This window comes from Candidatus Planktophila limnetica (genome assembly GCF_002288365.1).
Taxonomy (GTDB): Bacteria; Actinomycetota; Actinomycetes; order Nanopelagicales; family Nanopelagicaceae; genus Planktophila; species Planktophila limnetica.
The window spans coordinates 853,253-872,927 of record NZ_CP016782.1; the positions used below are offsets into that span (position 1 = coordinate 853,253).

Sequence of the window (19,675 nt, forward strand, 5' to 3'; positions counted from 1 at the left end):
TCTATCCTGCCTTTTCGTTAAAGAAGTCAATGACGTTTTGTGCCTGAACCGTAATGTAAGCCTTTTGTGTAAATTGTGAAAGATAGGCAACGTGAGGCGTTAATAACACCTTTGGATTATTTAGTAATGGATTATCAGCCTTTGCTGGTTCGCCATCAATCACATCTAGCGCCGCGCCTGCTAAGTGCCCAGACTTAAGTGCTGCTGCGAGTGCACTTGAATCAACAATTGAACCACGAGATGCATTTACTAGGTATGAACCTGGTTTCATCGCTGCAAATAAATCCTTATTAAATAAGTACTTGTTCTCAGCTGTTGCAGGTGCATTAATTGAGAGCACATCAGATTCTTTAACTAACTCATCAAAGCTGACGGATTTAAATTGTGGATCTAGTGATTGGCTGACAAATGGATCGTGAAAGATCACGGAGCCAAACATCGGTGCGCCATAGCGAGCTATTAATTGGCCGATGCGACCAAAACCTAGAACACCTAATTTCAATGTAGAAATGCGCGGTGGTACAACTGGATACGGAGTCTTAAACCATTCAAGTCTTTGCGCAGCGGCTGCAAATTTATCTACGCCACGAAGCATCGATAAAGTGATTGCGATGCTGTGCGAAGCAACCTCTTCTGAAGCGACTCCACCGAGTGCGAATAATGAAATATTGCGATCTGCCAACACCTTCGTATCGACATTATCTGTACCGGTGCTCAGCAGCGAAACGACTTCAAGACTTTCTAGTTCATCGATTAACTCTTTTGAAATAGTGGCATAGCCAACTAAGAGCGCTTCTGCGTGTTTTGCAACTTCTGCTATCTCTTTTTGATCATGCGTTTCAAGCTTAATCACCTCAAAGCCTGCAGCTTTGAGGAGCTTTATGCCCTCAGTTGGATCTAGATCATCAGTGTCTGTATAAACCGCTAAGCGGTTCATTGAACGTGTTCCAAAAACTTCTTCGTGCGCTCGTGAGATGGATTAGTAAAGAATTGATCCGGTGGCAACGCTTCAACAATCTCGCCCTCATCAAACATCAATACTTCATTAGCCACACGGCGGGCAAAGCCAACTTCGTGAGTGACAACAAGCATTGTCATGCCATCTTCGGCAAGCTTCTCCATCACCTTGAGCACTTCGCGCACAAGCTCTGGATCAAGAGCACTCGTTGGCTCATCAAAGAGCATCAACTGCGGTGCTAAAACAAGGGCTCGAGCAATTGCGACACGCTGTTGTTGACCACCTGATAATTCCGAAGGGAAAAATGTTATGCGATCGCCCAATCCCACTCGTTCGAGCATATGAATTGATTGATTACGTGCATCTTTCTTATCAAGACCCTGCACTGTGGTCAGCGCGCACATCACATTTTCAACAGCGCTTAAGTGTGGAAATAAATTAAACTTTTGAAAAACCATTCCGATTCCGCGGCGGCGAAGAGCCAAGACTTTTTCACTCTCTGGTTTTGCACGGGAACCATCAGAATTTCCCGCAATTAAATCACCATTAAACAAAATCTTTCCAGAGTGCACTGGCTCTAAAAGCGCAATCAGACGCAAAAGTGTCGATTTACCTGATCCCGAAGGACCCATAATCGCCTTTACTTGGCCTGCGTTAATTTTAAAATCAACACCTTTAAGAATGTGATTGTCGCCGTAATACTTCTCGACTTTTTGAACATCAATCAGGCTCACTTGGAAACCTTCCCGCTCTTTTTGGTTGTAGAAATCCATGCATATCGCTTTTCAAGACGCGATTGCAATATCATCAAGATAGAGACAATAACTAAGTAATAAATAAGTGCCGCTGCGTAATACTCAACGTATCTAAAGGTTGCAGAAACACCATTGCCCGCACGCGTCAGCAGCTCTTGAAGTGAAATCACAGATGCTAACGATGTGTACTTAATCATTCCGATGTATTCATTGGCAGTCGGTGGTATGGCAATACGAGTAAGTTGTGGAATAACAACTTTGCGCATTACCTGCGTTGGTGTCATTCCGAGTGCACGTGCAGCAAGTGCTTGTCCTTCATCAACGCTCATGATTGATGAGCGCAAAATCTCGGCCATATAAGCACCTTCAAGCAACGACAATGCAAGTAGGGCTGCTAAGAATGGGCTGTACCACTCTTGGCGCAAGGCGGGAATTAATTGTGGAAGCGCATTCCACACAATAAGTAGTAATAAAAGCGCTGGGATCGCGCGGAATAGCCAGATATAAACCCCAGCAAATGATTTAAGCACTGGGTTCTTGCCTAGTCGGAAAATGGCTAAAAAGAAACCAAAGAGAATTGCAAAGAACTGCGAAAGCGTTGCCAGGGATAATGAAATAGCGGCACCTTTTAAAAAGGCTCCGGAGAATAGAACTTCAAAAAATAACTTGCTCTCGAAATCCATCTTCTCCCTTTCTGTTAAAAACTACTTTAGATGATAAATAAAGTGATGCTGGCGGTTTGCCCACCAGCATCACTTTATTTTTAACTACCCCTAGTCCCGAGGATAACTCGAGATTTAGATTGGCGCACCAACAGAGGTGAGCTTCTCTGGATCCAAGTTATACCTTTTAGCAATCTTGGCAAGAGTTCCGTTGCTGATTAACTTCTCAACGGCCTTTTGAACTACAGGAGTAAGAGCTGCGCCCTTATTCATGTAAGCAGCGAACTGAACATCACCAAGGAAGTATCCCTTAGCAACTTCTAGACGCTTTGAATTCTTGCTCACGATGTCACCGCATCCGACGTCAGTTTCGATGAGTCCATCGACCTTACCGTTTAGAAGTGCACCAACTGTCTCTGAAACCTTTGGATAAGAAGAAATTGCAATTCCTTTCTTACCTGTGTCTAAACAGACCTTGTTCTGAGCAATCAAAATACCTTCATTACTTGATGCACCTTGTGCAGCCATGCGCTTTCCGCAGAGAGAGAATGACAAGTCAGTAATCTTCTTTGGATTTCCCTTTGCAACAACAACGCCCGCACCTGTTTCTAGGTAAGGAACACCATCTGCAACAGCTAAACGCTTATTGCTGAGATAAAGCGCAGTCCAGACGATGTCGCATCGACCTGCGTTAAGTGCAGGAATAAGTCCATCGAATGATGTTGCAAGTTGCTTAATCTTTAACTTAAGTTCTTTTGCAAGTGCTGCTGATGAATCAGCATCAAATCCAATGATCTTTCCTGAAGTTCCATTTGAGTAGTACTCCATTGGTGGGTACTCAGGATCGATACAGTTGGTAAGAGTTCCACTTGTTACAAGATCTGCTTTCCAATCTGCATTAGCTGGCGATACTGACCCCAGCACAAGCGCCAAGGTTGCGACCGAAACCGCAATGATTGATTTCTTAGATTTCACTTACATTCCCCCCGTACCTAATTGGTTTCGGCGAGTTTATGTCGCTATTGCACCTTTAACAATGCTTTTTGGGGTGAAAAACTCTGTGAATCTATGCCAGCGGAACGCGGATCTTCTGTCCGGGCGATACTGCGCCATCAGATAAGGAATTAGCTGAAACGATGGCATCGACAACTTCGCGGACATCTCGACCATCGGCCACAGAGTGTGCGATTGACCAAATTGAATCCCCACTGCCCACAGTCAAGACAACATAATTAGAACTGCCCGAAACCACACCAGCTGTTGCAACATCGCCAGCCCCTGCCTTATAGGCAAGTGCGGCTAGCAAAACCACAGCCAGAGAAAGCACCACGAGAAAACGAGCAAGACGACCTCGGCGATTTAGGCCGGACGGAATGGTCGGTGCAGTAATTGAATTAAAGCTAGCTGCGTATGTACTCATGGTCTTTACTCCTGCTGCGGGTAAAACCTTGGGGAAGGTTTTTCGAACACTTGTTCGATAGGAAAACCATACCCCCACCCACTGACAAATTCAACTTATTTTCGAACATTTGTTTGAATATTTTCCACGCTCACGCTCAGCGTGAGGGCTATCCCTCGTGACCTAAACGTTACCTTCTGGGCGAAAATAACCCTTTCCAAGGGCTGGGTAACACGCCTAGATTGCCCCTACAAGATCCTGCCAAATCCCTGTGAGAGGAGATCGGCCCTGTGTCATTAGTTGCCAAGAACTTAACGCTGCTACATAACGGCGAAGTTTTTCTAGATGACATCTCTTTCACTGCGAGCCCTGGCATCACAGTTTTAGTGGGTCCAACTCTTAGCGGCAAGACAACTCTTATGCGCGCATTGGCAGGTTTGATCAAAACTGATTCCGGAAGCGTCAGCGTCAATGGTGTCGATGTCGGTCTGACATCGGTAAAAGATCGCTCTGTTTCTTTTGTGTATCAACAATTTATTAACTATCCGTCCTTAAGTGTCTTTGACAATATTGCATCGCCTCTTCGAGTATTAAAGCCAAAGATTTCAAAAGAAGAGATAGAAAGCCGCGTGCACGAAGTTGCAGCGATGCTTCGTATTACCGAGTTACTAGATCGCAAGCCATCTGCTCTTTCAGGTGGACAACAACAGCGCGTAGCCATTGCACGCTCTCTTGCACGCAAGAGTGATGTAGTTCTTTTGGATGAGCCACTTGCAAACCTTGACTTTAAATTACGCGAGCAATTACGAGATGAACTACAGCGCATCTTTGCAGATGCGGACATGATGGTTATTTACTCAACTGCTGAACCACTAGAAGCACTTGATATGGCAGCTCACACAATCGTGATGAATGAAGGTCGCGTCGAACAAGATGGCAACGCGTTAGATTTGTATGCACGTCCAAAGAATCTACCTGTGGCACTTGCAATGAGTGATCCACCGCTTAATCTGATTGCATCCAGCGTTGCAACCTCTAATTCTGAATCCCTCGGTCGAGTCTTATCCGATAAGTTCGGCGGCACTTTCACACTCGGTATTCGCCCTCATAACATCGCTTTGCAATCAGCTGGCGCCAACGATATTGGCATCAGCGGCAAGGTGCGCATCTCTGAGATCACAGGTAGTTCCACATACCTTCACTTAGATCTAGAAAATGCGCAGAAGATTGTTCTTGAATTAGATGGGGCGCAAAACTTCACATCTGGTTCAACAATGACTGTCTTTCTTGATCGAAGCGCCGTCTATGGCTTTGATCCAAAGACTGGCACCACACTCTTTGCTCCAGCGGCGGTGCGCTAATGGCTGAGATCCGCTTAGAAAATGTTGGCCATTCATATGATGATGGCGCAACATTTGCACTGAACCCAATTTCACTGACATGGAAAGATGGCAACGCTGTTGCCCTGCTTGGTCCATCTGGATGCGGTAAGACAACTCTTCTAAATATTATTTCTGGTCTTCTCACACCATCTGTTGGCCGTGTTTACTTTGATGGCGTAGATGTCACAGATTTAGATACTGCAAAGCGCAACGTTGCTCAGGTTTTCCAATTCCCTGTTCTATACGACACGATGACTGTGCGCCAAAATCTTGCCTTCCCACTTAAAAACCGCAACGTTGCCAAAGATGTTATTGCCGCTCGTGTGGAAGAAATCGCAGAGCTCCTGGGCATATCTAAATACCTAGATATTCGCCCATTAAAGCTGCGTTCAGATCTGCAGCAGCTAGTTAGCCTTGGCCGCGGCCTTGTGCGCAAAGATGTGCCGGCTATTTTATTCGATGAGCCTTTAACTGTCATTGATCAGAACTTTAAGTGGACTCTTCGCGGTCGCCTGAAAGAAATGCATAACAACACCCGTCACACACTTGTCTATGTCACACACGATCAGACAGAAGCGCTGACATTTGCCGATGAAGTCGTTGTTTTGAACAAGGGCGATATCGTGCAGACCGGAACCGCTTCAGATTTGTTCTTGACTCCACAAGATGAGTTCGTAGGATTTTTTATTGGTTCTCCTGGAATGAACTTTTTAGATGGCAAAGTCAACGATGGCGCAGTCATTGTGGGTTCTACTCAGATTGGCTCCTCTGCCATTGCTAATGGCAATGTGAGAATTGGTATTCGCCCAGAGTTCTTATCACTTACTTCATCTGGCGCCGGTGTGGCTGTAAAAATTAATCGCGTGGAACACCGCGGTGGTTACAAACTTGTTCACGCAGACGCCGCCCAAGGAAAATTTGTTGCAAAGCTTGCAAATGATTCAGCGCTTACCGCGGGCCAGAGTGCGCACTTAGCCTTTGACCCACAACGCACATATCTATTCCGCGATTCAAAGCTCTGCGGCACCGTTGACACAAAGGGGGCGAACTGATGAAAACGCGTAATAACAAAGCCTGGTTCTTAGTTCTGCCCGTTATTTTGGTTGTCTCTTTCACAGCACTGATTCCATTGATGACAGTTGCTAACTATGCAATCCAAGATATTTTCAGCCCAGATAATCGTTTGTTCGTGGGTATGAAGTGGTTCTATGACATCACAAATGACACATTAATCATTGATGCTTTCAAGCGCAGCTTCCAATTTTCTATTCAAGCGCTTTTGATTCAAATCCCACTAGGTATTGCCATTGCGCGCATCATGCCTAAATCAGGGTGGAAGGCATCGGCTGCTTTGGTCGCAGTTTCAATTCCTTTAATTATTCCTTTTAACGTTATCGGTTCAACATGGCTGATCTTCTCTCGCAAAGATATTGGCCTTGGTGGATTCTTGCTCAATAAGTTATTTGACTTTGACTTTACCTCTGATCCAAAAGATGGCTGGGGACTAATTCTGGCCGTTGACGTCTGGCACTGGACTCCACTTGTGGCCCTGCTTGTCTATGCAGGTCTTCGTTCAATTCCCGAGGCGTATTACCAAGCAGCGGCAATTGATGGTGCATCAACTTTTGCAATATTTAGATATGTAGAGCTTCCAAAGCTTCGTCGCGTTTTACTTATCGCACTGCTTCTTCGTTTCATGGATAGCTTCATGATTTACACCGAACCATTTGTTATTACAGGCGGTGGTCCAGGAGATGCGACAACCTTTGCAAGTATTTTGCTTACCAACATCGCAGTTGGCCAATTCGACGTCGGTCGAGCCGGTGCCTACTCATTGATCTTCTTCTTACTCATTCAGATCATGTCCTTTATCTTCTATACCGTTTTGACGCTGCAAGATCGAGAAGAGGAGACGAAAACTAAATGAGTAAGTCACAGACACTTGTTAAGGGCGCCTTCTCTCCACAGAAGAAGAAGCAATCTTTGCCATGGTCAGGTTTTATTTTCTGGCTTGTCATGGCAATCTGGATGGTTCCGGTCGCATGGCTCATTCTGATGTCGGTGCGACCATCTGCAGATATTTTAGGAAACTTTGAAATCATTCCATCTAGATTTACATTCGATGGATATCGCGACTTCATCTTAAAAGACATGTGGTACAAGGCTTATTTGAACTCTTTGACCTATTCCACACTCAACACAATCTTCTCAGTAACGCTGGCACTACCTGCGGCCTATGCCTTCTCTCGCTTTAGCTTTACTGGAGATAAGCACTTGTTCTTCTGGTTGCTGACAAATCGCATGGCACCGGCTGCTGTGTTCTTGCTTCCTTTCTATAACATGTATAACGCTGTTGGATTATTTGATAAGACTCTCGGTGTTGCCATCGCACACATGCTCTTTAACGTGCCTCTGGCTGTCTGGATTCTAGAAGGCTTTATCTCCGGCATCCCGCGACAAGTCGATGAGACCGCAGCCATTGATGGCTATTCACTTCCTAAGTTTTTCATCAAGATCTTCTTGCCAATGATTCGCTCCGGTATCGGTGTCACAGCCTTTTTCTGCTTCATGTTTAGCTGGGTTGAATTACTTATTGCCAGAACCATTACAAGTACTGATGCCAAACCAATTAGCGCTGCGATGACAAGAACAGTTTCATCATCTGGCACAGACTGGACACTTCTTTCAACCGCTGGTGTTATGACGATCATCCCTGGTGTTCTAGCTATTTGGTTCGTGCGCAAATACATCGCTAAGGGCTTTGCGTTAGGTCGTGTATAAAAATGCTTAAGTGGATGGTCTGGACCCTGCCCGTTGCAATTGTCTTTATCTTTGCCTTTTTATTAATCATCGGCATGACAATTTGGGGTCACTACCGTCCGCCACGTATTCGCAAAGGATTTCTTCGCATCACAACTGATCGCGGCGATCGTGTCTATATCGCCTATATTTCATCAGCGTTTTTCATGATCATGTGGATCGCACTGGTTGAAGGAATGCTCTATGTCGGTTGCGCACTTGCTGTGGCCCTTGCTGCAGTAATCCTTAAGTGGGGATAAAGAGAAAAAATAGAATTGTTACAGGGCAACTTGTGGCGATAGTTAGAACCACTCACCTGAGTGGCTTTAGGAGGAAGGAAAATATAGTGCTAGGAAAAAGAGCTAAGTTCATTCTTCTACCTGTACTAGCAGGCACTCTCGTGCTTTCAGCATGTGGCGGCGGAGGATCCGATTCTGGAGACACTGCAGCTTTTGAAACAGCAGCTGAAAAGTGGATTAATGATGAGTTCCAGCCAAGTGCAATCTCAAAGGATGAGCAAACCGCTGAACTTAAGTGGTTTATTGAGGCATCGGCCCCATATCGCGGTCTTTCAATTAAGGTCGCTTCAGAAGGTCTAACCACACACAAGTATGAGTCCGAAGTTCTTACAAAGGCCTTCGAAGAGATTACTGGAATCACAGTAACTCACGACATCATCGGTGAAGGTGACGTAGTGCAGAACATCCAGACTGAATACCAGACTGGACAACCAATCTATGACGCATACATCAACGACTCAGATCTCATCGGTACTCACTCACGTTCAACAGCAGTGTTGGCACTCAGTGATTACATCGATGGCGAAGGAAAAGAAGTTACTTCTCCTTACCTAGATCTCGATGACTTTGTTGGTATTGACTTCACAACAGGACCTGATAAGAAGCTTTATCAGTTGCCTGATCAACAATTCGCTAACCTTTACTGGTTCCGCTATGACTGGTTCACAGATCCAGCCATCAAGGCACAGTTCAAGAAGGCTTACGGATATGACCTAGGTGTTCCAGTTAACTGGTCTGCTTATGAAGATATCGCTAAGTTCTTCTCAACACAGGTAAATGGCAACGGAAAGATTGATGGAACTAAGGTCTATGGTCACATGGATTACGGTAAGAAAGATCCATCACTCGGCTGGCGCTTTACCGATGCATGGCTTTCAATGGCCGGTAACGGTGACGTTGGTCTTCCAAACGGTCTACCTGTAGATGAATGGGGTATTCGTGTTGAAGGCTGTAACCCAGCTGGATCATCAGTAACTCGTGGTGGAGACACCAACGGCCCAGCATCTGTATACGCAATCCAGAAGTACATTGACTGGTTCAAGTACACACCACCAACAGCTCGTGGTATGGACTTCTCTGAGTCAGGTCCAGTTCCTGGACAAGGCGCAGTTGCACAGCAAATGTTCTGGTACACAGCATTCACCGCAGATCTTTCTAATCCAGAGATCTCACCAAAGGTTGTAAATGCTGATGGAACACCTAAGTGGAAGATGGCTCCATCTCCACACGGTTCATATTGGGTAGATGGCATGAAACTCGGTTACCAAGACGTAGGTTCATGGACATTCTTTAAGTCAGTCTCTGCTGAAAATCGCGCTGCTGCATGGTTATATGCACAGTTCGTAACAAGCAAGACAGTTGACCTTAAGAAGTCAATCACTGGTTTGACATTCATTCGTGAATCCACAATCCAGGCTCAATACTTCACTGACAACGCAGCTAAGTACGGCGGTTTGATTGAATTCTACCGCTCACCAGCACGCGTTCAGTGGTCTCCAACAGGAACTAACGTTCCTGATTATCCAAAGCTTGCACAGCTATGGTGGCAAAACATTGCTCCAGCAGCTGCCGGTGAAAAGACCGCGCAACAAGCAATGGATGCTCTCGCAAAGGCACAAGACGACATTCTCACACGTCTTGAAGCAGGCGGAGGTCAAGGAGACTGCGGTGTCAAGATGAACCCAGTTAAGGATGCTAAGTACTGGTTAGATCAACCAGGAGCTCCTGTACCTAAGTTAGCTAATGAAAAGCCAAAGCCTGAGACAGTCGATTATGACTCACTCATCGCTTCATGGAAATAAATTACTAACTAAATAAAACATCAAATGGCTGGTCGACTCGAAAGAGTCGGCCAGCCATTTGTTTTGTTTAAAGAATCCCCTGCGACATAGAAATCATCTGCCACACCGTTGTTCTCATACGTCGTGGTTGCTTGAGCACTGTGGCAATAGCAAAAGCAATATCTGTTGACTTCAAATATCCAGAACGCGCAGCATCACTTAACTCTCTGCCATCGCCGACCGCAAAATTTGTCTCTGTCGCAGCCGGTGCAATCAAAGTCACGCGAACCCCATCTTCACGCAGTTCATCATCTAACCCAATAGCAAGTCCGACTTGGCCATGTTTTGTTGCCGCATAGACCGCTTGGTTCTTCTTTGATCTATAACTAGAAACAGATGCCACGATTAAAATATCTCCGCCACCATTTTTCTTTAAATGAGGAACTGCAGCCCTAACTGTCCAAATAGTTCCCTGCAGATTTGTCTCCATCATTTCATTTAGACGTTCATCGCTGTAATCTAAAATCCCGCCATACAAACCAATACCCGCATTTGCAACCAATGAATCAATACGACCAAAAGTTTTAACTGCGAGCTCCATCAACGCCGCACAATCCCCCGGCTTTCTGATGTCACACACCCCAGCAACTGCCGATCCCGAAGAGGATGAAACCAAGTCATCCAGCGATGACACATCACGGGAGCCCAGCACCACGCGAGCGCCCCGAGCCAGCAAATCCTTAGCCGTTGCCAGGCCAATCCCTGAAGATGCCCCGGTAATAACGACCACAGAGCCCTTGAGATCTCTTTTTTCACTCATTGGCCCAGCATAAGCACAAAGAGGCCTTAAATAATTCGAACATATGTTTGAATATTTTGCAATTCTGTGCCACCCTTTACCCATGAGCACAAAGAAACCAACAAAAGTATCCGAACTGCCAGATGGCCCAGCAGGTGCCCACGGCCTGACCCCACGCCAGCTAAAGATCCTCACCGCCATCAAAGAAGCGGTCGATACCAATGGCTATCCCCCAAGCATGCGCGAGATCGGCACACAAGCAGGTCTTTCATCCCCGGCTTCCGTTAAGTACCAACTAGAAGAGTTAGAGAAAAAAGGCTTCATCCGCCGCGACCCAACTCGTGGTCGAGCACTTGAAGTATTGCTCCCTGGAGAGGCAGACAACGTCGCCCCAGTAGATAAAACAAAATACATCCCATTAGTAGGTCGTATTGCAGCAGGTGGTCCAATTACAGCAGAGCAAGAAATCGAAGAGACATTTCCTCTTCCAGAATCCCTCGTTGGTTCAGGAGACCTGTTCATGCTTAAAGTTGTTGGTGAATCAATGATTGAAGCAGCAATATGCGATGGAGACTTCGTAGTCATCCGCTCACAAAAGGATTGCAATAACGGAGAAATAGTCGCCGCCATGATCGATGGAGAAGCCACAGTTAAAACCTTCTCCCGCAAAAACGGTCACATCTGGCTACTGCCCGCAAATCCTGACTTTGAACCAATCAATGGTGATAACTGCGAGATCCTGGGCAAGGTAACTGCTGTGATGCGGAGTGTTAGGTAAAACTCTAAAGACTCAGGTGTCCGTTAACTCTTAATTACCGGGTTTCCACTCTCGCCCTCAAATGCGTTTCTAACAAGTAGTGCAAGAAATAGGCATTAAATCCGTCATTCATGACTTTCACAGGAGCTTTCCATCCACAACTACAGGTTAAGTAAAAGGTGCGGAATGCTTGGAATTCCTCCCAGTGAAATCCAACCCAGTGTTCCTTAGTGCGCACGTGAAGCTTTCCTGAGTTCTGATCTAGAACCTTTCCAATGACAATCAATGCATTCATATTTAGGCATGTCATCAAAGATGCAGCAGCCGCCGAGTGAGTAGATGGCGTAATCAGGTTCGCCCATGGGCATCCCGTAAAGGATTATGCGTATGGCTGTTTCCGAGAGGCACTCTGGACAACGTTTGGTGGTCATAGATAAAAGATAGATCGAGGCACTGACAGCGAGTCCTAAGTTCTGTCAGTCCCCCAAGTTAGGTTTAAGGCATGACTGAGACACCTTCAAATAAGTTCATTGCTTTCGTTGCCATTGTTGCTACTCCTTTTGCTCTGGGAGCGTTCTTGTTGGCGTGGGCGCCTGCTCAGCAATTTAGTAATACTGATCCAAGAAAAGATGGTTATGTGCAACCGCGAAGCGTGAGTGATCTGGTGGAAAAGACTCAAGCGTCAACTGTGACAGTCTTTTGTGAACCAAATAAGAAGGATGGCGTTTTAGGTACTGCCTGGGCAATTGATTTGCCCAATGGCGTGGAAGAGGAATATCCAACAACTTTGATTACAAATCATCACGTTATTGAGGACTGTATTGGTTTAGAGGGAACTCTTACTGTGGCACTTTTGTTTAAAGATGAAGTAAAAGCAAGAATCGTAAAGTGGGATAAAGAAAATGACCTGGCTGTGCTTGCAGCAGATCTAGAGATTGAACCACTGGAGCTTTCAGAATTTGACCCATGGCCAGGTTATTGGACTATGGCTCTGGGTAGTGCAGATGGATATGAAGGATCTGTGGCCTTTGGAAGTATCTTAAACGCAACGGATTTTGAACTATTGCTGACAACTAATTTATCCCACGGAAATAGTGGTGGTCCACTGGTTGATAATGAAGGACGAGTAATTGGCGTTGTTACCTGGAGATCAAAGACTGAGCAATACAACGGGGCTATGTCTCTTAATGCGATGTGTGCAGAGATACTTGAATGTGACGGAGAGTTTTACTGGGAGCGAGATAACTAATGGTTGTGGGGAATCTGTGTCCCAACCTATGCGCGCTGGAAGTTAGTTGTTCCAGCCAGCGCACTTGATTAAATAAGTTCTATTCATCAAACAATCGGTGCGGCTGGTTCTTCCTCGCCTTGCTCCGCCACGACAGTTGCTGCGTTGATTCCCCAGGAGTCAGTGGTTTTTTCCAGTGCATACATCATTGGGTATTGCTGGCCAGATGCGGCCGTGAGTGCAACATCGAAGATGTAGTTTTCGCCTTCTTTGACACATGGACCAACACTGTATGAGCGTGCGTCTAAAAGAAATCCGTAGTTAGCGGTGATGATTTCAATGAATTCTTCTAAAGAGCGAGCGGATTGAAAGGATTGTGATGCAAAGCCATAAGCGCTTTGGAAATCTTGCTTACCAAAGGCAGCTAGTTGTCCTTTGATCCATGCGGCGGCGCCATCAACCTCATCTTGAGAACAAGTTGATTGTGGTGTGGTGGGCTCTTGTGTGAGCTGTTCATTGGTATTAGATGATGAGCAACCCAGGAGTAAAAGAGATAAGGCCACTGCAAGTGCAGTCGTTGCTGTGATTCTTACTTTGCCCATGTTTTTTAGTACTCCCCTTAGGTCAGAAAGATACAAGAGGGAAGTTAAATGCGCAGGAGAAAAGAAAGTTTCAGGCGTAGGATTTGCACATGGAATGGATTATCAGCGCAGTGGCACTCATGGTGATTCTCTACTTTGTTAAAGATGGATCAAGTAAGAGAAAGTAAGGCTCTAGACTCCCCCTATGAAGCTCATCGGTTCCGTCATTGGGATTGCATTGGTGCTGGTCTATGCCGTGGGTTCTGGGATGTTGGTTAACACACGAGATGGTTGGTACGGCGAGTTAAATAAACCGTCGTGGCAGCCACCGGCTTATGTGCCGGGATTGATATGGCCATATTGCTTTGTTGTATTAGGTATTGCAGCAGTTCTTGTTTCTAATCGTTTAAGTGCTCTGGCTACTTCTCTATACCTGGCGATCTTTGCTGTGACTGTGGCTGCAGCCCTTACGTGGGCATACCAGTTCTTTCGCCCACATAACTTAGAGGCATCTGCCATCGCATTAACTATTTTGTCGGCGTTAACGATTGTGTTAATCATTATTGCAGCGCGTGCATCGTGGCCAGTTGCAATTGCATTAGTGGTCTATCAATTGTGGATTATGACTGCCACTGCACTGAGTTGGGCATACGTAAGGTTGAATTAGTAACTCTGTGTAACTTAAATAATTAGTATCATTGATCCCGCTACACTTCCCATAGTCAAAAGGTTGCTCTATCTGCACACAATAAAAGTAGCCCTGCGCGACGAACCGCAGGGCTACTTCATGTGCGTACCACTGGTAGGATTCGAACCTACGACCATCCTTTCCGTCAAGAAGGTGCTCTATCCGCTGAGCTACAGCGGTACGCAATTTGGAATTTAGATTGATTGCATACCGCGAAAATAAATTAGCTACTTAGCTGTGGATAAGAATTAAAGCGTGGCCATCTTTTCAACAACTGCTTTAGCCGAAGGATTAGTCATTGCGGTGCCATCTGAAAAAACCAGCGTGGGAACTGTGCGATTGCCACCATTTACTTTTTCAACAATTTCGGCAGTTCCTGGTACTTCTTCTATGTTGATCTCTTCAAAGCTGACACCTAGATCTGCCAGTTGAGATTTCAGGCGCTTGCAATAGCCACACCAGCTAGTTGAATACATGACAAATGACATCTCTTATTTACCCTCATCCTGTGCTCTAGTTAAGCGCTGGGAGATAAAGACTGGGATCAGTGAAATCAGGATGACAACTGTTGCAACGACGTTGACAACACTTGCATTATTAGGTCTAGACATCTCTTTAAGGATCCAAAGTGGCAATGTGTCCACCCCTGGTGGGGCTGTGAAGATTGTTACGACTACTTCATCAAAACTTAAGGCAAATGCAAGTAGTGCACCTGCCACAAATGCAGTTCTAAATTGAGGGAAAGTAACTAACCTAAATGTTTGCCACAGGCCTGCGCCTAGATCTGCTGAGGCTTCTTGCAGTGATGGATTCATGCGCTTGAGGCGTGCAAATACGTTGTTAAAGACCATGACGATGCAAAATGTGGCGTGGGCGACGATCATGCCGAAGTAGCCAATATTAAAACCTGCTGGAGATAAGAAAGAGTTGTAGGTATTGCTAAAGGCAACGCCTGTGACAACGCCAGGTAAGGCGATGGGAAGAACAACTAAGAGATTAACTGTGCCCTTACCAAAGAAGTCATAGCCTTTAAGGGCAAAGGCAACCAGGGTGCCCAAGATGGCTGCGATGATGGTCGAGCCTGTTGCAACGATAATTGAGTTAAGAAGTGCGGTGCGAATTGGTTGATAGGTGGCGGCAAATTCCCACCATTTAAATGAGAAGGTTGCAATGGGCCAACTAGAGATATTTGACTGATTAAATGAGTTTAAAATCAGTACCAGTAGTGGCACATACATAAAGATAAGAACGAATGTGACAAGGGCAATCAGGATTATTCTGCTCGTTCTAGAAAGTCTTAACATCGCTACATCCGCTCCAGCGAACCTGTGCGACGAGCGACCATGAGATAGATAACGACAAATGCGATGGGCACCATTGAAAATGCTGCTGCAACTGGTGGATTGAGATTGATGTTGGAGGCAATGATCGAGCCAATCATCTGTGTGGAGCCACCGGTGAATTTAGCTACGAGGTAATCTCCCAGGCTTAAAGAAAATGTAAAGACTGAGCCTGCAATTATTGCAGGCACAATGAGTGGCAAAACGATGCGATAGATAGTGCTCATTCCCTTAGCGCCCATATCACTTGAGGCATCAAAGAGATTAGGCGGGATTTGGCGGATCGCTGTGAAGACAGGAAGAGCCATATAAGGAAACCAAAGATAGGTAAGCGTTAAAATAACAATGGGAATAGAAAATGTGGGACCTGATATTCCAATGGGAGCAAGTGCCCAGTTAAAAAAACCTTCTTCGGTGAAGACCAAGCGCATTGCAATGATCTTGACTAAATAGCCTGCCCAGAGCGGCAATGTAATTGCAACAGCCAGTGCATTACGCACCCACGGACGAGCAATCTTTGCCATGTAGATACCCAGTGGAACAGCGAACACAACTGATACGCCGGTGACAGCCAGTGCGATTAATAGAGTTCTAATCGAGGTTGAGATGTATGCCGGGACTGTGACAATTGATATGAAGTTCTCCAGCGTAAAGCCAGGAATCACCTTTGAGGTAAAGGGATCAACAAACCAAAAAGCAGTTATTAATAATAGAAATAGCGAGAAGATATAGACGCCCACGATCCACACCATTGGCAGGGCGATCAGGCCGGTCAGTCTTAACTTGGCGCGCTTATAAAAATACGCAGAGACCGGCCTAGTGCCGCCCTTTGTTGTAATTGCGCTCATCTCTACCTAACTTTTTTTGATGCTTGATGTGTACTAATTGGTGAGTATTGGATAAAGAGTGAGGGGATTTATTTTAAAAATCCCCTCACTCTTTATCTACCTCTTTTGCCTAGTGACTAACCTTTTATGGTTGCCCAGGCATTAGTCCATTCCTGGAAGCTGGTGCACTTAACGTCCTTGCGACCATCAACACAGGTTTCAATTGGAGTTGTCCAAGGCGAGATCTTCGTCCAGAACGCTTCGTCTTCAGCAGCAAACTCATCGCAGTGAGCTTGTGTTTCAGCACTTGTTGCACAGAATGCAGTATTTGCTGGTGCCATACCGAAGTTCATAGCAATTGCGCCATTAACTGATGCTGTGCTTGTGTAATCCATCCAAGCGTATGCACAGTTAACGTTCTTTGTCTTTGAGCTAACCAACCATGAGTCATACCAACCAGTTGAACCTTCAATTGGAAGTGTGGTCTTTAGGTTTGGCTTTGCCGCAAACTTGCGAAGGATTTCCCATGATGTGCCGACAACTGTGTTGCCGCCAGCGAAGGAAGTAATCTGCGCTACTGCATCTGACCAGTACTCGCCGATAATTGTGTTCTGTTGCTTGAGCAATGCAATTGCTGCATCAAGTTGTGCTTGATCTAGAGCATATGGATTCTGAATTCCTAGCTCTGGCTTGTGATACTTCAAGTACACAGCAGCATCTGCGATGTAGATAGGAGCGTCATAGGCTGTGATCTTGCCCTTGTATGGGCTATTTGTCTCCCAGACAACATCCCAGCTAGCAGGTGCTCCCTTTGTTACATCATCGTTGTACTGAAGCAGGTTTGCACCGCGACCGATTGGGACACCGTATGGCTTGCCATTTACTGTGTCATAGATGTTATTGCGCATACCTGCTGCAATTTCATCGCTGAAATTTGGAATTAATTCAACATTAAGTGGCTGAACATCTCCGCCTACGATCAAACGTAGCGCAGCGTCACCGGATGCTGACACGATGTCATATTGACCTGTGCGCATCAAAGTAACCATTTCATCACTTGTTCCAGCTGTACGTGACTTAACAATGCAACCGGTATCTGCTTCGAACTTATCGGTCCACTTAGGATCGACAAATCCTGCCCAGTTAACAATGTTTACTTCACCTTCAAATTCACCCATTGATTCGTGCATTGGGATATCTGGTACTTCAATCTTCACGCCGGCTGAATCACTTGATGAGCAACCAGAAAGAAGAAGAACCGATACTGCCAGCAGGCTAAATGCCGAGAGCTTCTTACCTTTCATTTAACGTCCTTTCGCATGACTATTTTTAGTCATTTTAGGTATTAGGTGGGTATGACTGCCGAGTGGTCGCTTTTCCAAACGGCACCGACCCGATCGCCAGTAACAAATCGGTTGATTTGATCTGGCAATTCTTCATTTAATCTGGTGGCAATTACTCTCTGCCCAGATTGTGTTTGGATTAAATAGATTGTGGTTGCCCCGATATATGAGGCCTCAATAATTGTTCCGACTACGCCGCGCTCATTAGCCTGTGGCTTGGTATCTGGGGGTACTAATTTAATTCGCTCAGGCCTGATATTTACCATCACCTGGCTACCAAAAATCTCCTGCGCATCCTGACCTGAAAAAATATTTGAAACTCCTAAGAAGCTAGCAACAAATTTGGTCTGTGGTCTCTCATAGACCTCTTGTGGAGTGCCGATCTGCTCGATTGAGCCTGCGTTAAAGACTGCAATGCGATCACTCATGCGCATTGCTTCTTCTTGATCGTGAGTCACAAAGATAAAAGTAATTCCGGCTTCGCGTTGGATGCGCTTTAACTCAACCTGCATCTCTTCGCGCAACTGCTTATCTAGTGCGCCAAGTGGTTCATCTAGAAGCAATACCTTTGGTCTAAGAACGAGCGCTCTTGCCAGAGCAATTCTTTGGCGCTGACCACCTGATAGTTGGTGTGGCAAACGCTTTGAAAGGTGAGAGAGCTTTACTGAATCAATTGCTTCAAGTGCTTGCTTTGCGCGTTCTGCCTTTGGCACTTTTCTTGTGCGAAGTCCGTACTCCACATTTTCTTGAATGCTCATGTGTGGAAAAAGAGCGTAATCTTGGAAAACTGTATTTACTGGGCGATCAAATGGCGCCAGCGCTGTCACATCTTGAGACTCAATTGAAATTGCACCTGAGCTCGCACTTTCAAAACCTGCAATTAATCTGAGAACAGTTGTCTTACCTGAACCAGAAGGACCAAGCATTGAGAAGAATTCACCGGCGTGAACATCTAAATCTAAATTAGCAACTGCGTGAACATCATCAAAGAACTTATTGACGCCACGAAGTGAGACAAAGCCTGCGCTCAAGACCTAAATCCCCTCACCCGTCAAAAACATTTTGGGTGAGCATATGGCACCGCTGCGCCGTTTTCTAGAAAAAGGGCCCTTAGGCCTCGAAGTCGCCGCCGCGTCCTGTGATCTTTTTCTTGCTCCTTGCTGGTCGCTCGTAGGCGATCAGCAAGGCAACAAGAATGGCGGCAAAGGCACCAAAGGCTATGAACTTTTCCATCTAATTACTTAGAGAACTGCCCAGACAACGAGTGCGAAGATTGCAAGGCCCAGGCCAACGATTGCAATGGCAGTAAGGGATAGAAGTTCACGTGATCCTGAGATTGTCTTAGCAAGCTTGGATGACTTATCAATTTTCTTAAGGTCAACAATTAAGGACTCTGCTTCGCGGATTGCTGCGTATTGAGAAATAATTGCAAGAATTCCTGTGGCTGCTGCAACACCAATTGTTAAGTACTTGGTGGCATCTGTTGCCATTTCAAACTTGCCGTATGCGGCTAATACAAAAACAGCGATGAGCATAAGAGTTGGTGCGATTTGAGCATGAATAATCTGTGAACGCTTTGTGTTCCAGAGTTCTAATAGGTCCTTCTCGTTCATCTTCTCTCCCCTTGATATATGGACTTGATATATGGACTTCTTGTAGTCCTTGGGGCAATTTTATGGGCGAACGCTGAACATTGCATGTCCAAAGGTGAAATGTCTGGCCAACTACTTACCCGCTTTGCACTTTTCCGAGCAATACTTCACGTTTTCCCAGTCGCGAGCCCACTTCTTGCGCCATTCAAAGGCCAAGTTGCAACGCTGGCAGATCTTGGGGGCAAACCCGTTTTTAGTTTTAGCAATCATGAGTTAAAGGGTAATGCAGTTCTCGCAAAGTTACTCTGTGTAATTTATTTCTGTGTTGCAATAAAAAAGTAGCCCTGCGCGACGAACTGCAGGGCTACTTCATGTGCGCACCGCTGGTAGGATTCGAACCTACGACCAGCCACTTAGTCAAAATGGTGCTCTATCCGCTGAGCTACAGCGGTACGCAATTTGGAATCTAGATTGATTGCGTACCG

25 protein-coding genes, 1 tRNA gene and 1 pseudogene are annotated in these 19,675 nt (G+C 45.7%); 9 read left to right on the forward strand and 18 right to left on the reverse strand.

Annotation, left to right across the window (positions count from 1 at the left end; translation table 11 throughout):
• Nucleotide 1: 1 nt before the first annotated feature.
• From PHILAsVB114_RS04480 to PHILAsVB114_RS04500, 5 genes are all read right to left on the reverse strand, one after another.
• A complete protein-coding gene (locus PHILAsVB114_RS04480; protein ID WP_095698187.1) occupies nt 2–937 on the reverse strand; it encodes a C-terminal binding protein in 936 nt (311 codons plus the stop codon).
• Nucleotides 934–1,731, reverse strand: coding sequence for an amino acid ABC transporter ATP-binding protein (locus PHILAsVB114_RS04485; protein WP_095698188.1), 798 nt, complete (start codon nt 1,729–1,731; stop codon nt 934–936). The genes PHILAsVB114_RS04480 and PHILAsVB114_RS04485 overlap by 4 nt, the downstream gene beginning before the upstream one ends.
• Nucleotides 1,689–2,396, reverse strand: coding sequence for an amino acid ABC transporter permease (locus PHILAsVB114_RS04490; protein ID WP_095698189.1), 708 nt, complete (start codon nt 2,394–2,396; stop codon nt 1,689–1,691). The genes PHILAsVB114_RS04485 and PHILAsVB114_RS04490 overlap by 43 nt, the downstream gene beginning before the upstream one ends.
• 114 nt (nt 2,397–2,510) lie before the next feature.
• Complete coding sequence (locus tag PHILAsVB114_RS04495; protein WP_095698190.1) at nt 2,511–3,350, reverse strand: ABC transporter substrate-binding protein; 840 nt, start codon at nt 3,348–3,350, stop codon at nt 2,511–2,513.
• Nucleotides 3,351–3,441: 91 nt separating this feature from the next.
• Nucleotides 3,442–3,795, reverse strand: a complete 354-nt coding sequence (locus tag PHILAsVB114_RS04500; protein ID WP_095698191.1) for a LysM peptidoglycan-binding domain-containing protein — start codon at nt 3,793–3,795, stop codon at nt 3,442–3,444.
• 269 nt (nt 3,796–4,064) lie between these two features.
• On the opposite strand from PHILAsVB114_RS04500, the gene PHILAsVB114_RS04505 reads away from it, so the two are divergent.
• The 6 genes from PHILAsVB114_RS04505 (at nt 4,065) to PHILAsVB114_RS04530 (ending at nt 10,056) form a co-directional block, all read left to right on the forward strand.
• Nucleotides 4,065–5,135: an ABC transporter ATP-binding protein gene (locus PHILAsVB114_RS04505; RefSeq protein ID WP_095698192.1), complete on the forward strand. Its 1,071-nt coding sequence runs from the start codon at nt 4,065–4,067 to the stop codon at nt 5,133–5,135.
• A complete protein-coding gene (locus PHILAsVB114_RS04510) occupies nt 5,135–6,208 on the forward strand; it encodes an ABC transporter ATP-binding protein (protein ID WP_095698193.1) in 1,074 nt (357 codons plus the stop codon). Before PHILAsVB114_RS04505 ends, PHILAsVB114_RS04510 begins: the two co-directional genes overlap by 1 nt.
• Nucleotides 6,205–7,083 carry a carbohydrate ABC transporter permease gene (locus tag PHILAsVB114_RS04515; protein WP_095698194.1) on the forward strand — a complete coding sequence of 293 codons (879 nt, stop codon included), beginning with the start codon at nt 6,205–6,207 and terminating at the stop codon, nt 7,081–7,083. The genes PHILAsVB114_RS04510 and PHILAsVB114_RS04515 overlap by 4 nt, the downstream gene beginning before the upstream one ends.
• 89 nt (nt 7,084–7,172) lie before the next feature.
• Nucleotides 7,173–7,937, forward strand: coding sequence for a carbohydrate ABC transporter permease (locus PHILAsVB114_RS04520; protein WP_204246872.1), 765 nt, complete (start codon nt 7,173–7,175; stop codon nt 7,935–7,937).
• Nucleotides 7,938–7,939: 2 nt separating this feature from the next.
• On the forward strand, nt 7,940–8,215 hold the full coding sequence (locus PHILAsVB114_RS04525; protein WP_095698196.1) for a DUF2160 domain-containing protein: 276 nt from the start codon (nt 7,940–7,942) through the stop codon (nt 8,213–8,215).
• 86 nt (nt 8,216–8,301) lie between these two features.
• Nucleotides 8,302–10,056: an ABC transporter substrate-binding protein gene (locus PHILAsVB114_RS04530; protein WP_420021975.1), complete on the forward strand. Its 1,755-nt coding sequence runs from the start codon at nt 8,302–8,304 to the stop codon at nt 10,054–10,056.
• Between the two features lie 67 nt (nt 10,057–10,123).
• Here PHILAsVB114_RS04530 and PHILAsVB114_RS04535 read toward each other — a convergent pair whose 3' ends face one another.
• Nucleotides 10,124–10,855, reverse strand: a complete 732-nt coding sequence (locus tag PHILAsVB114_RS04535; RefSeq protein ID WP_157906149.1) for an SDR family oxidoreductase — start codon at nt 10,853–10,855, stop codon at nt 10,124–10,126.
• 82 nt (nt 10,856–10,937) lie between these two features.
• Between PHILAsVB114_RS04535 and lexA the strand changes: the two genes are divergently transcribed.
• The gene (gene lexA, locus PHILAsVB114_RS04540) at nt 10,938–11,612 is read left to right on the forward strand and encodes a transcriptional repressor LexA (protein WP_095698680.1); all 675 of its coding nucleotides are present in this window, start codon (nt 10,938–10,940) and stop codon (nt 11,610–11,612) included.
• Nucleotides 11,613–11,818: 206 nt separating this feature from the next.
• Here the strand turns inward: lexA and PHILAsVB114_RS07030 are convergent, their stop codons facing one another.
• Nucleotides 11,819–11,953 carry a hypothetical protein gene (locus PHILAsVB114_RS07030; protein ID WP_257789730.1) on the reverse strand — a complete coding sequence of 45 codons (135 nt, stop codon included), beginning with the start codon at nt 11,951–11,953 and terminating at the stop codon, nt 11,819–11,821.
• Nucleotides 11,954–12,093: 140 nt separating this feature from the next.
• Here PHILAsVB114_RS07030 and PHILAsVB114_RS04545 point away from each other — a divergent pair, with 140 nt between their 5' ends.
• A complete protein-coding gene (locus PHILAsVB114_RS04545; RefSeq protein WP_095698197.1) occupies nt 12,094–12,840 on the forward strand; it encodes a trypsin-like peptidase domain-containing protein in 747 nt (248 codons plus the stop codon).
• Nucleotides 12,841–12,926: 86 nt separating this feature from the next.
• Here the strand turns inward: PHILAsVB114_RS04545 and PHILAsVB114_RS04550 are convergent, their stop codons facing one another.
• Nucleotides 12,927–13,421 (reverse strand): DUF4864 domain-containing protein, encoded by a 495-nt coding sequence (locus PHILAsVB114_RS04550; RefSeq protein WP_095698198.1) that lies wholly within the window; start codon nt 13,419–13,421, stop codon nt 12,927–12,929.
• A 184-nt stretch (nt 13,422–13,605) separates the two neighbouring features.
• Between PHILAsVB114_RS04550 and PHILAsVB114_RS04555 the strand changes: the two genes are divergently transcribed.
• Nucleotides 13,606–14,067, forward strand: a complete 462-nt coding sequence (locus PHILAsVB114_RS04555; RefSeq protein ID WP_095698199.1) for a TspO/MBR family protein — start codon at nt 13,606–13,608, stop codon at nt 14,065–14,067.
• A gap of 127 nt (nt 14,068–14,194) precedes the next feature.
• Here the strand turns inward: PHILAsVB114_RS04555 and PHILAsVB114_RS04560 are convergent.
• From PHILAsVB114_RS04560 to PHILAsVB114_RS04600, 10 genes and pseudogenes are all read right to left on the reverse strand, one after another.
• Nucleotides 14,195–14,268, reverse strand: a tRNA-OTHER gene (locus PHILAsVB114_RS04560).
• A 68-nt stretch (nt 14,269–14,336) separates the two neighbouring features.
• Nucleotides 14,337–14,576, reverse strand: coding sequence for a mycoredoxin (locus tag PHILAsVB114_RS04565; RefSeq protein ID WP_095698200.1), 240 nt, complete (start codon nt 14,574–14,576; stop codon nt 14,337–14,339).
• A gap of 3 nt (nt 14,577–14,579) precedes the next feature.
• Nucleotides 14,580–15,392 carry an ABC transporter permease gene (locus PHILAsVB114_RS04570; protein ID WP_095698201.1) on the reverse strand — a complete coding sequence of 271 codons (813 nt, stop codon included), beginning with the start codon at nt 15,390–15,392 and terminating at the stop codon, nt 14,580–14,582.
• Between the two features lie 2 nt (nt 15,393–15,394).
• Entirely contained in the window at nt 15,395–16,276 is an 882-nt protein-coding gene (locus PHILAsVB114_RS04575) for an ABC transporter permease (RefSeq protein ID WP_095698202.1), read from the reverse strand.
• A gap of 116 nt (nt 16,277–16,392) precedes the next feature.
• The gene (locus PHILAsVB114_RS04580; protein ID WP_095698203.1) at nt 16,393–17,559 is read right to left on the reverse strand and encodes an ABC transporter substrate-binding protein; all 1,167 of its coding nucleotides are present in this window, start codon (nt 17,557–17,559) and stop codon (nt 16,393–16,395) included.
• 41 nt (nt 17,560–17,600) lie between these two features.
• A complete protein-coding gene (locus PHILAsVB114_RS04585) occupies nt 17,601–18,629 on the reverse strand; it encodes an ABC transporter ATP-binding protein (protein WP_095698204.1) in 1,029 nt (342 codons plus the stop codon).
• Between the two features lie 79 nt (nt 18,630–18,708).
• On the reverse strand, nt 18,709–18,831 hold the full coding sequence (locus tag PHILAsVB114_RS07035; protein WP_257789731.1) for a hypothetical protein: 123 nt from the start codon (nt 18,829–18,831) through the stop codon (nt 18,709–18,711).
• A gap of 8 nt (nt 18,832–18,839) precedes the next feature.
• Nucleotides 18,840–19,211, reverse strand: coding sequence for a hypothetical protein (locus tag PHILAsVB114_RS04590; RefSeq protein ID WP_095698205.1), 372 nt, complete (start codon nt 19,209–19,211; stop codon nt 18,840–18,842).
• 111 nt (nt 19,212–19,322) lie between these two features.
• Nucleotides 19,323–19,460, reverse strand: coding sequence for a DUF2256 domain-containing protein (locus tag PHILAsVB114_RS07070; protein WP_095698206.1), 138 nt, complete (start codon nt 19,458–19,460; stop codon nt 19,323–19,325).
• A 108-nt stretch (nt 19,461–19,568) separates the two neighbouring features.
• Nucleotides 19,569–19,642, reverse strand: a pseudogene (locus tag PHILAsVB114_RS04600).
• Nucleotides 19,643–19,675: the final 33 nt, after the last annotated feature.

Bases quoted from the DNA above. Each gene is read 5' to 3' on its own strand.
- PHILAsVB114_RS04480 (WP_095698187.1), bottom strand. From the start codon at position 937: ATGAACCGCTTAGCGGTTTATACAGACACTGATGATCTAGATCCAACT.
- PHILAsVB114_RS04485 (WP_095698188.1), bottom strand. From the start codon at position 1,731: ATGGATTTCTACAACCAAAAAGAGCGGGAAGGTTTCCAAGTGAGCCTG.
- PHILAsVB114_RS04490 (WP_095698189.1), bottom strand. From the start codon at position 2,396: ATGGATTTCGAGAGCAAGTTATTTTTTGAAGTTCTATTCTCCGGAGCC.
- PHILAsVB114_RS04500 (WP_095698191.1), bottom strand. From the start codon at position 3,795: ATGAGTACATACGCAGCTAGCTTTAATTCAATTACTGCACCGACCATT.
- PHILAsVB114_RS04510 (WP_095698193.1), top strand. From the start codon at position 5,135: ATGGCTGAGATCCGCTTAGAAAATGTTGGCCATTCATATGATGATGGC.
- PHILAsVB114_RS04520 (WP_204246872.1), top strand. From the start codon at position 7,173: ATGGCAATCTGGATGGTTCCGGTCGCATGGCTCATTCTGATGTCGGTG.
- PHILAsVB114_RS04525 (WP_095698196.1), top strand. From the start codon at position 7,940: ATGCTTAAGTGGATGGTCTGGACCCTGCCCGTTGCAATTGTCTTTATC.
- PHILAsVB114_RS04535 (WP_157906149.1), bottom strand. From the start codon at position 10,855: ATGAGTGAAAAAAGAGATCTCAAGGGCTCTGTGGTCGTTATTACCGGG.
- lexA (WP_095698680.1), top strand. From the start codon at position 10,938: ATGAGCACAAAGAAACCAACAAAAGTATCCGAACTGCCAGATGGCCCA.
- PHILAsVB114_RS07030 (WP_257789730.1), bottom strand. From the start codon at position 11,953: ATGGGCGAACCTGATTACGCCATCTACTCACTCGGCGGCTGCTGCATC.
- PHILAsVB114_RS04545 (WP_095698197.1), top strand. From the start codon at position 12,094: ATGACTGAGACACCTTCAAATAAGTTCATTGCTTTCGTTGCCATTGTT.
- PHILAsVB114_RS04550 (WP_095698198.1), bottom strand. From the start codon at position 13,421: ATGGGCAAAGTAAGAATCACAGCAACGACTGCACTTGCAGTGGCCTTA.
- PHILAsVB114_RS04555 (WP_095698199.1), top strand. From the start codon at position 13,606: ATGAAGCTCATCGGTTCCGTCATTGGGATTGCATTGGTGCTGGTCTAT.
- PHILAsVB114_RS04565 (WP_095698200.1), bottom strand. From the start codon at position 14,576: ATGTCATTTGTCATGTATTCAACTAGCTGGTGTGGCTATTGCAAGCGC.
- PHILAsVB114_RS04570 (WP_095698201.1), bottom strand. From the start codon at position 15,392: ATGTTAAGACTTTCTAGAACGAGCAGAATAATCCTGATTGCCCTTGTC.
- PHILAsVB114_RS04575 (WP_095698202.1), bottom strand. From the start codon at position 16,276: ATGAGCGCAATTACAACAAAGGGCGGCACTAGGCCGGTCTCTGCGTAT.
- PHILAsVB114_RS04580 (WP_095698203.1), bottom strand. From the start codon at position 17,559: ATGAAAGGTAAGAAGCTCTCGGCATTTAGCCTGCTGGCAGTATCGGTT.
- PHILAsVB114_RS07035 (WP_257789731.1), bottom strand. From the start codon at position 18,831: ATGGAAAAGTTCATAGCCTTTGGTGCCTTTGCCGCCATTCTTGTTGCC.
- PHILAsVB114_RS04590 (WP_095698205.1), bottom strand. From the start codon at position 19,211: ATGAACGAGAAGGACCTATTAGAACTCTGGAACACAAAGCGTTCACAG.
- PHILAsVB114_RS07070 (WP_095698206.1), bottom strand. From the start codon at position 19,460: ATGATTGCTAAAACTAAAAACGGGTTTGCCCCCAAGATCTGCCAGCGT.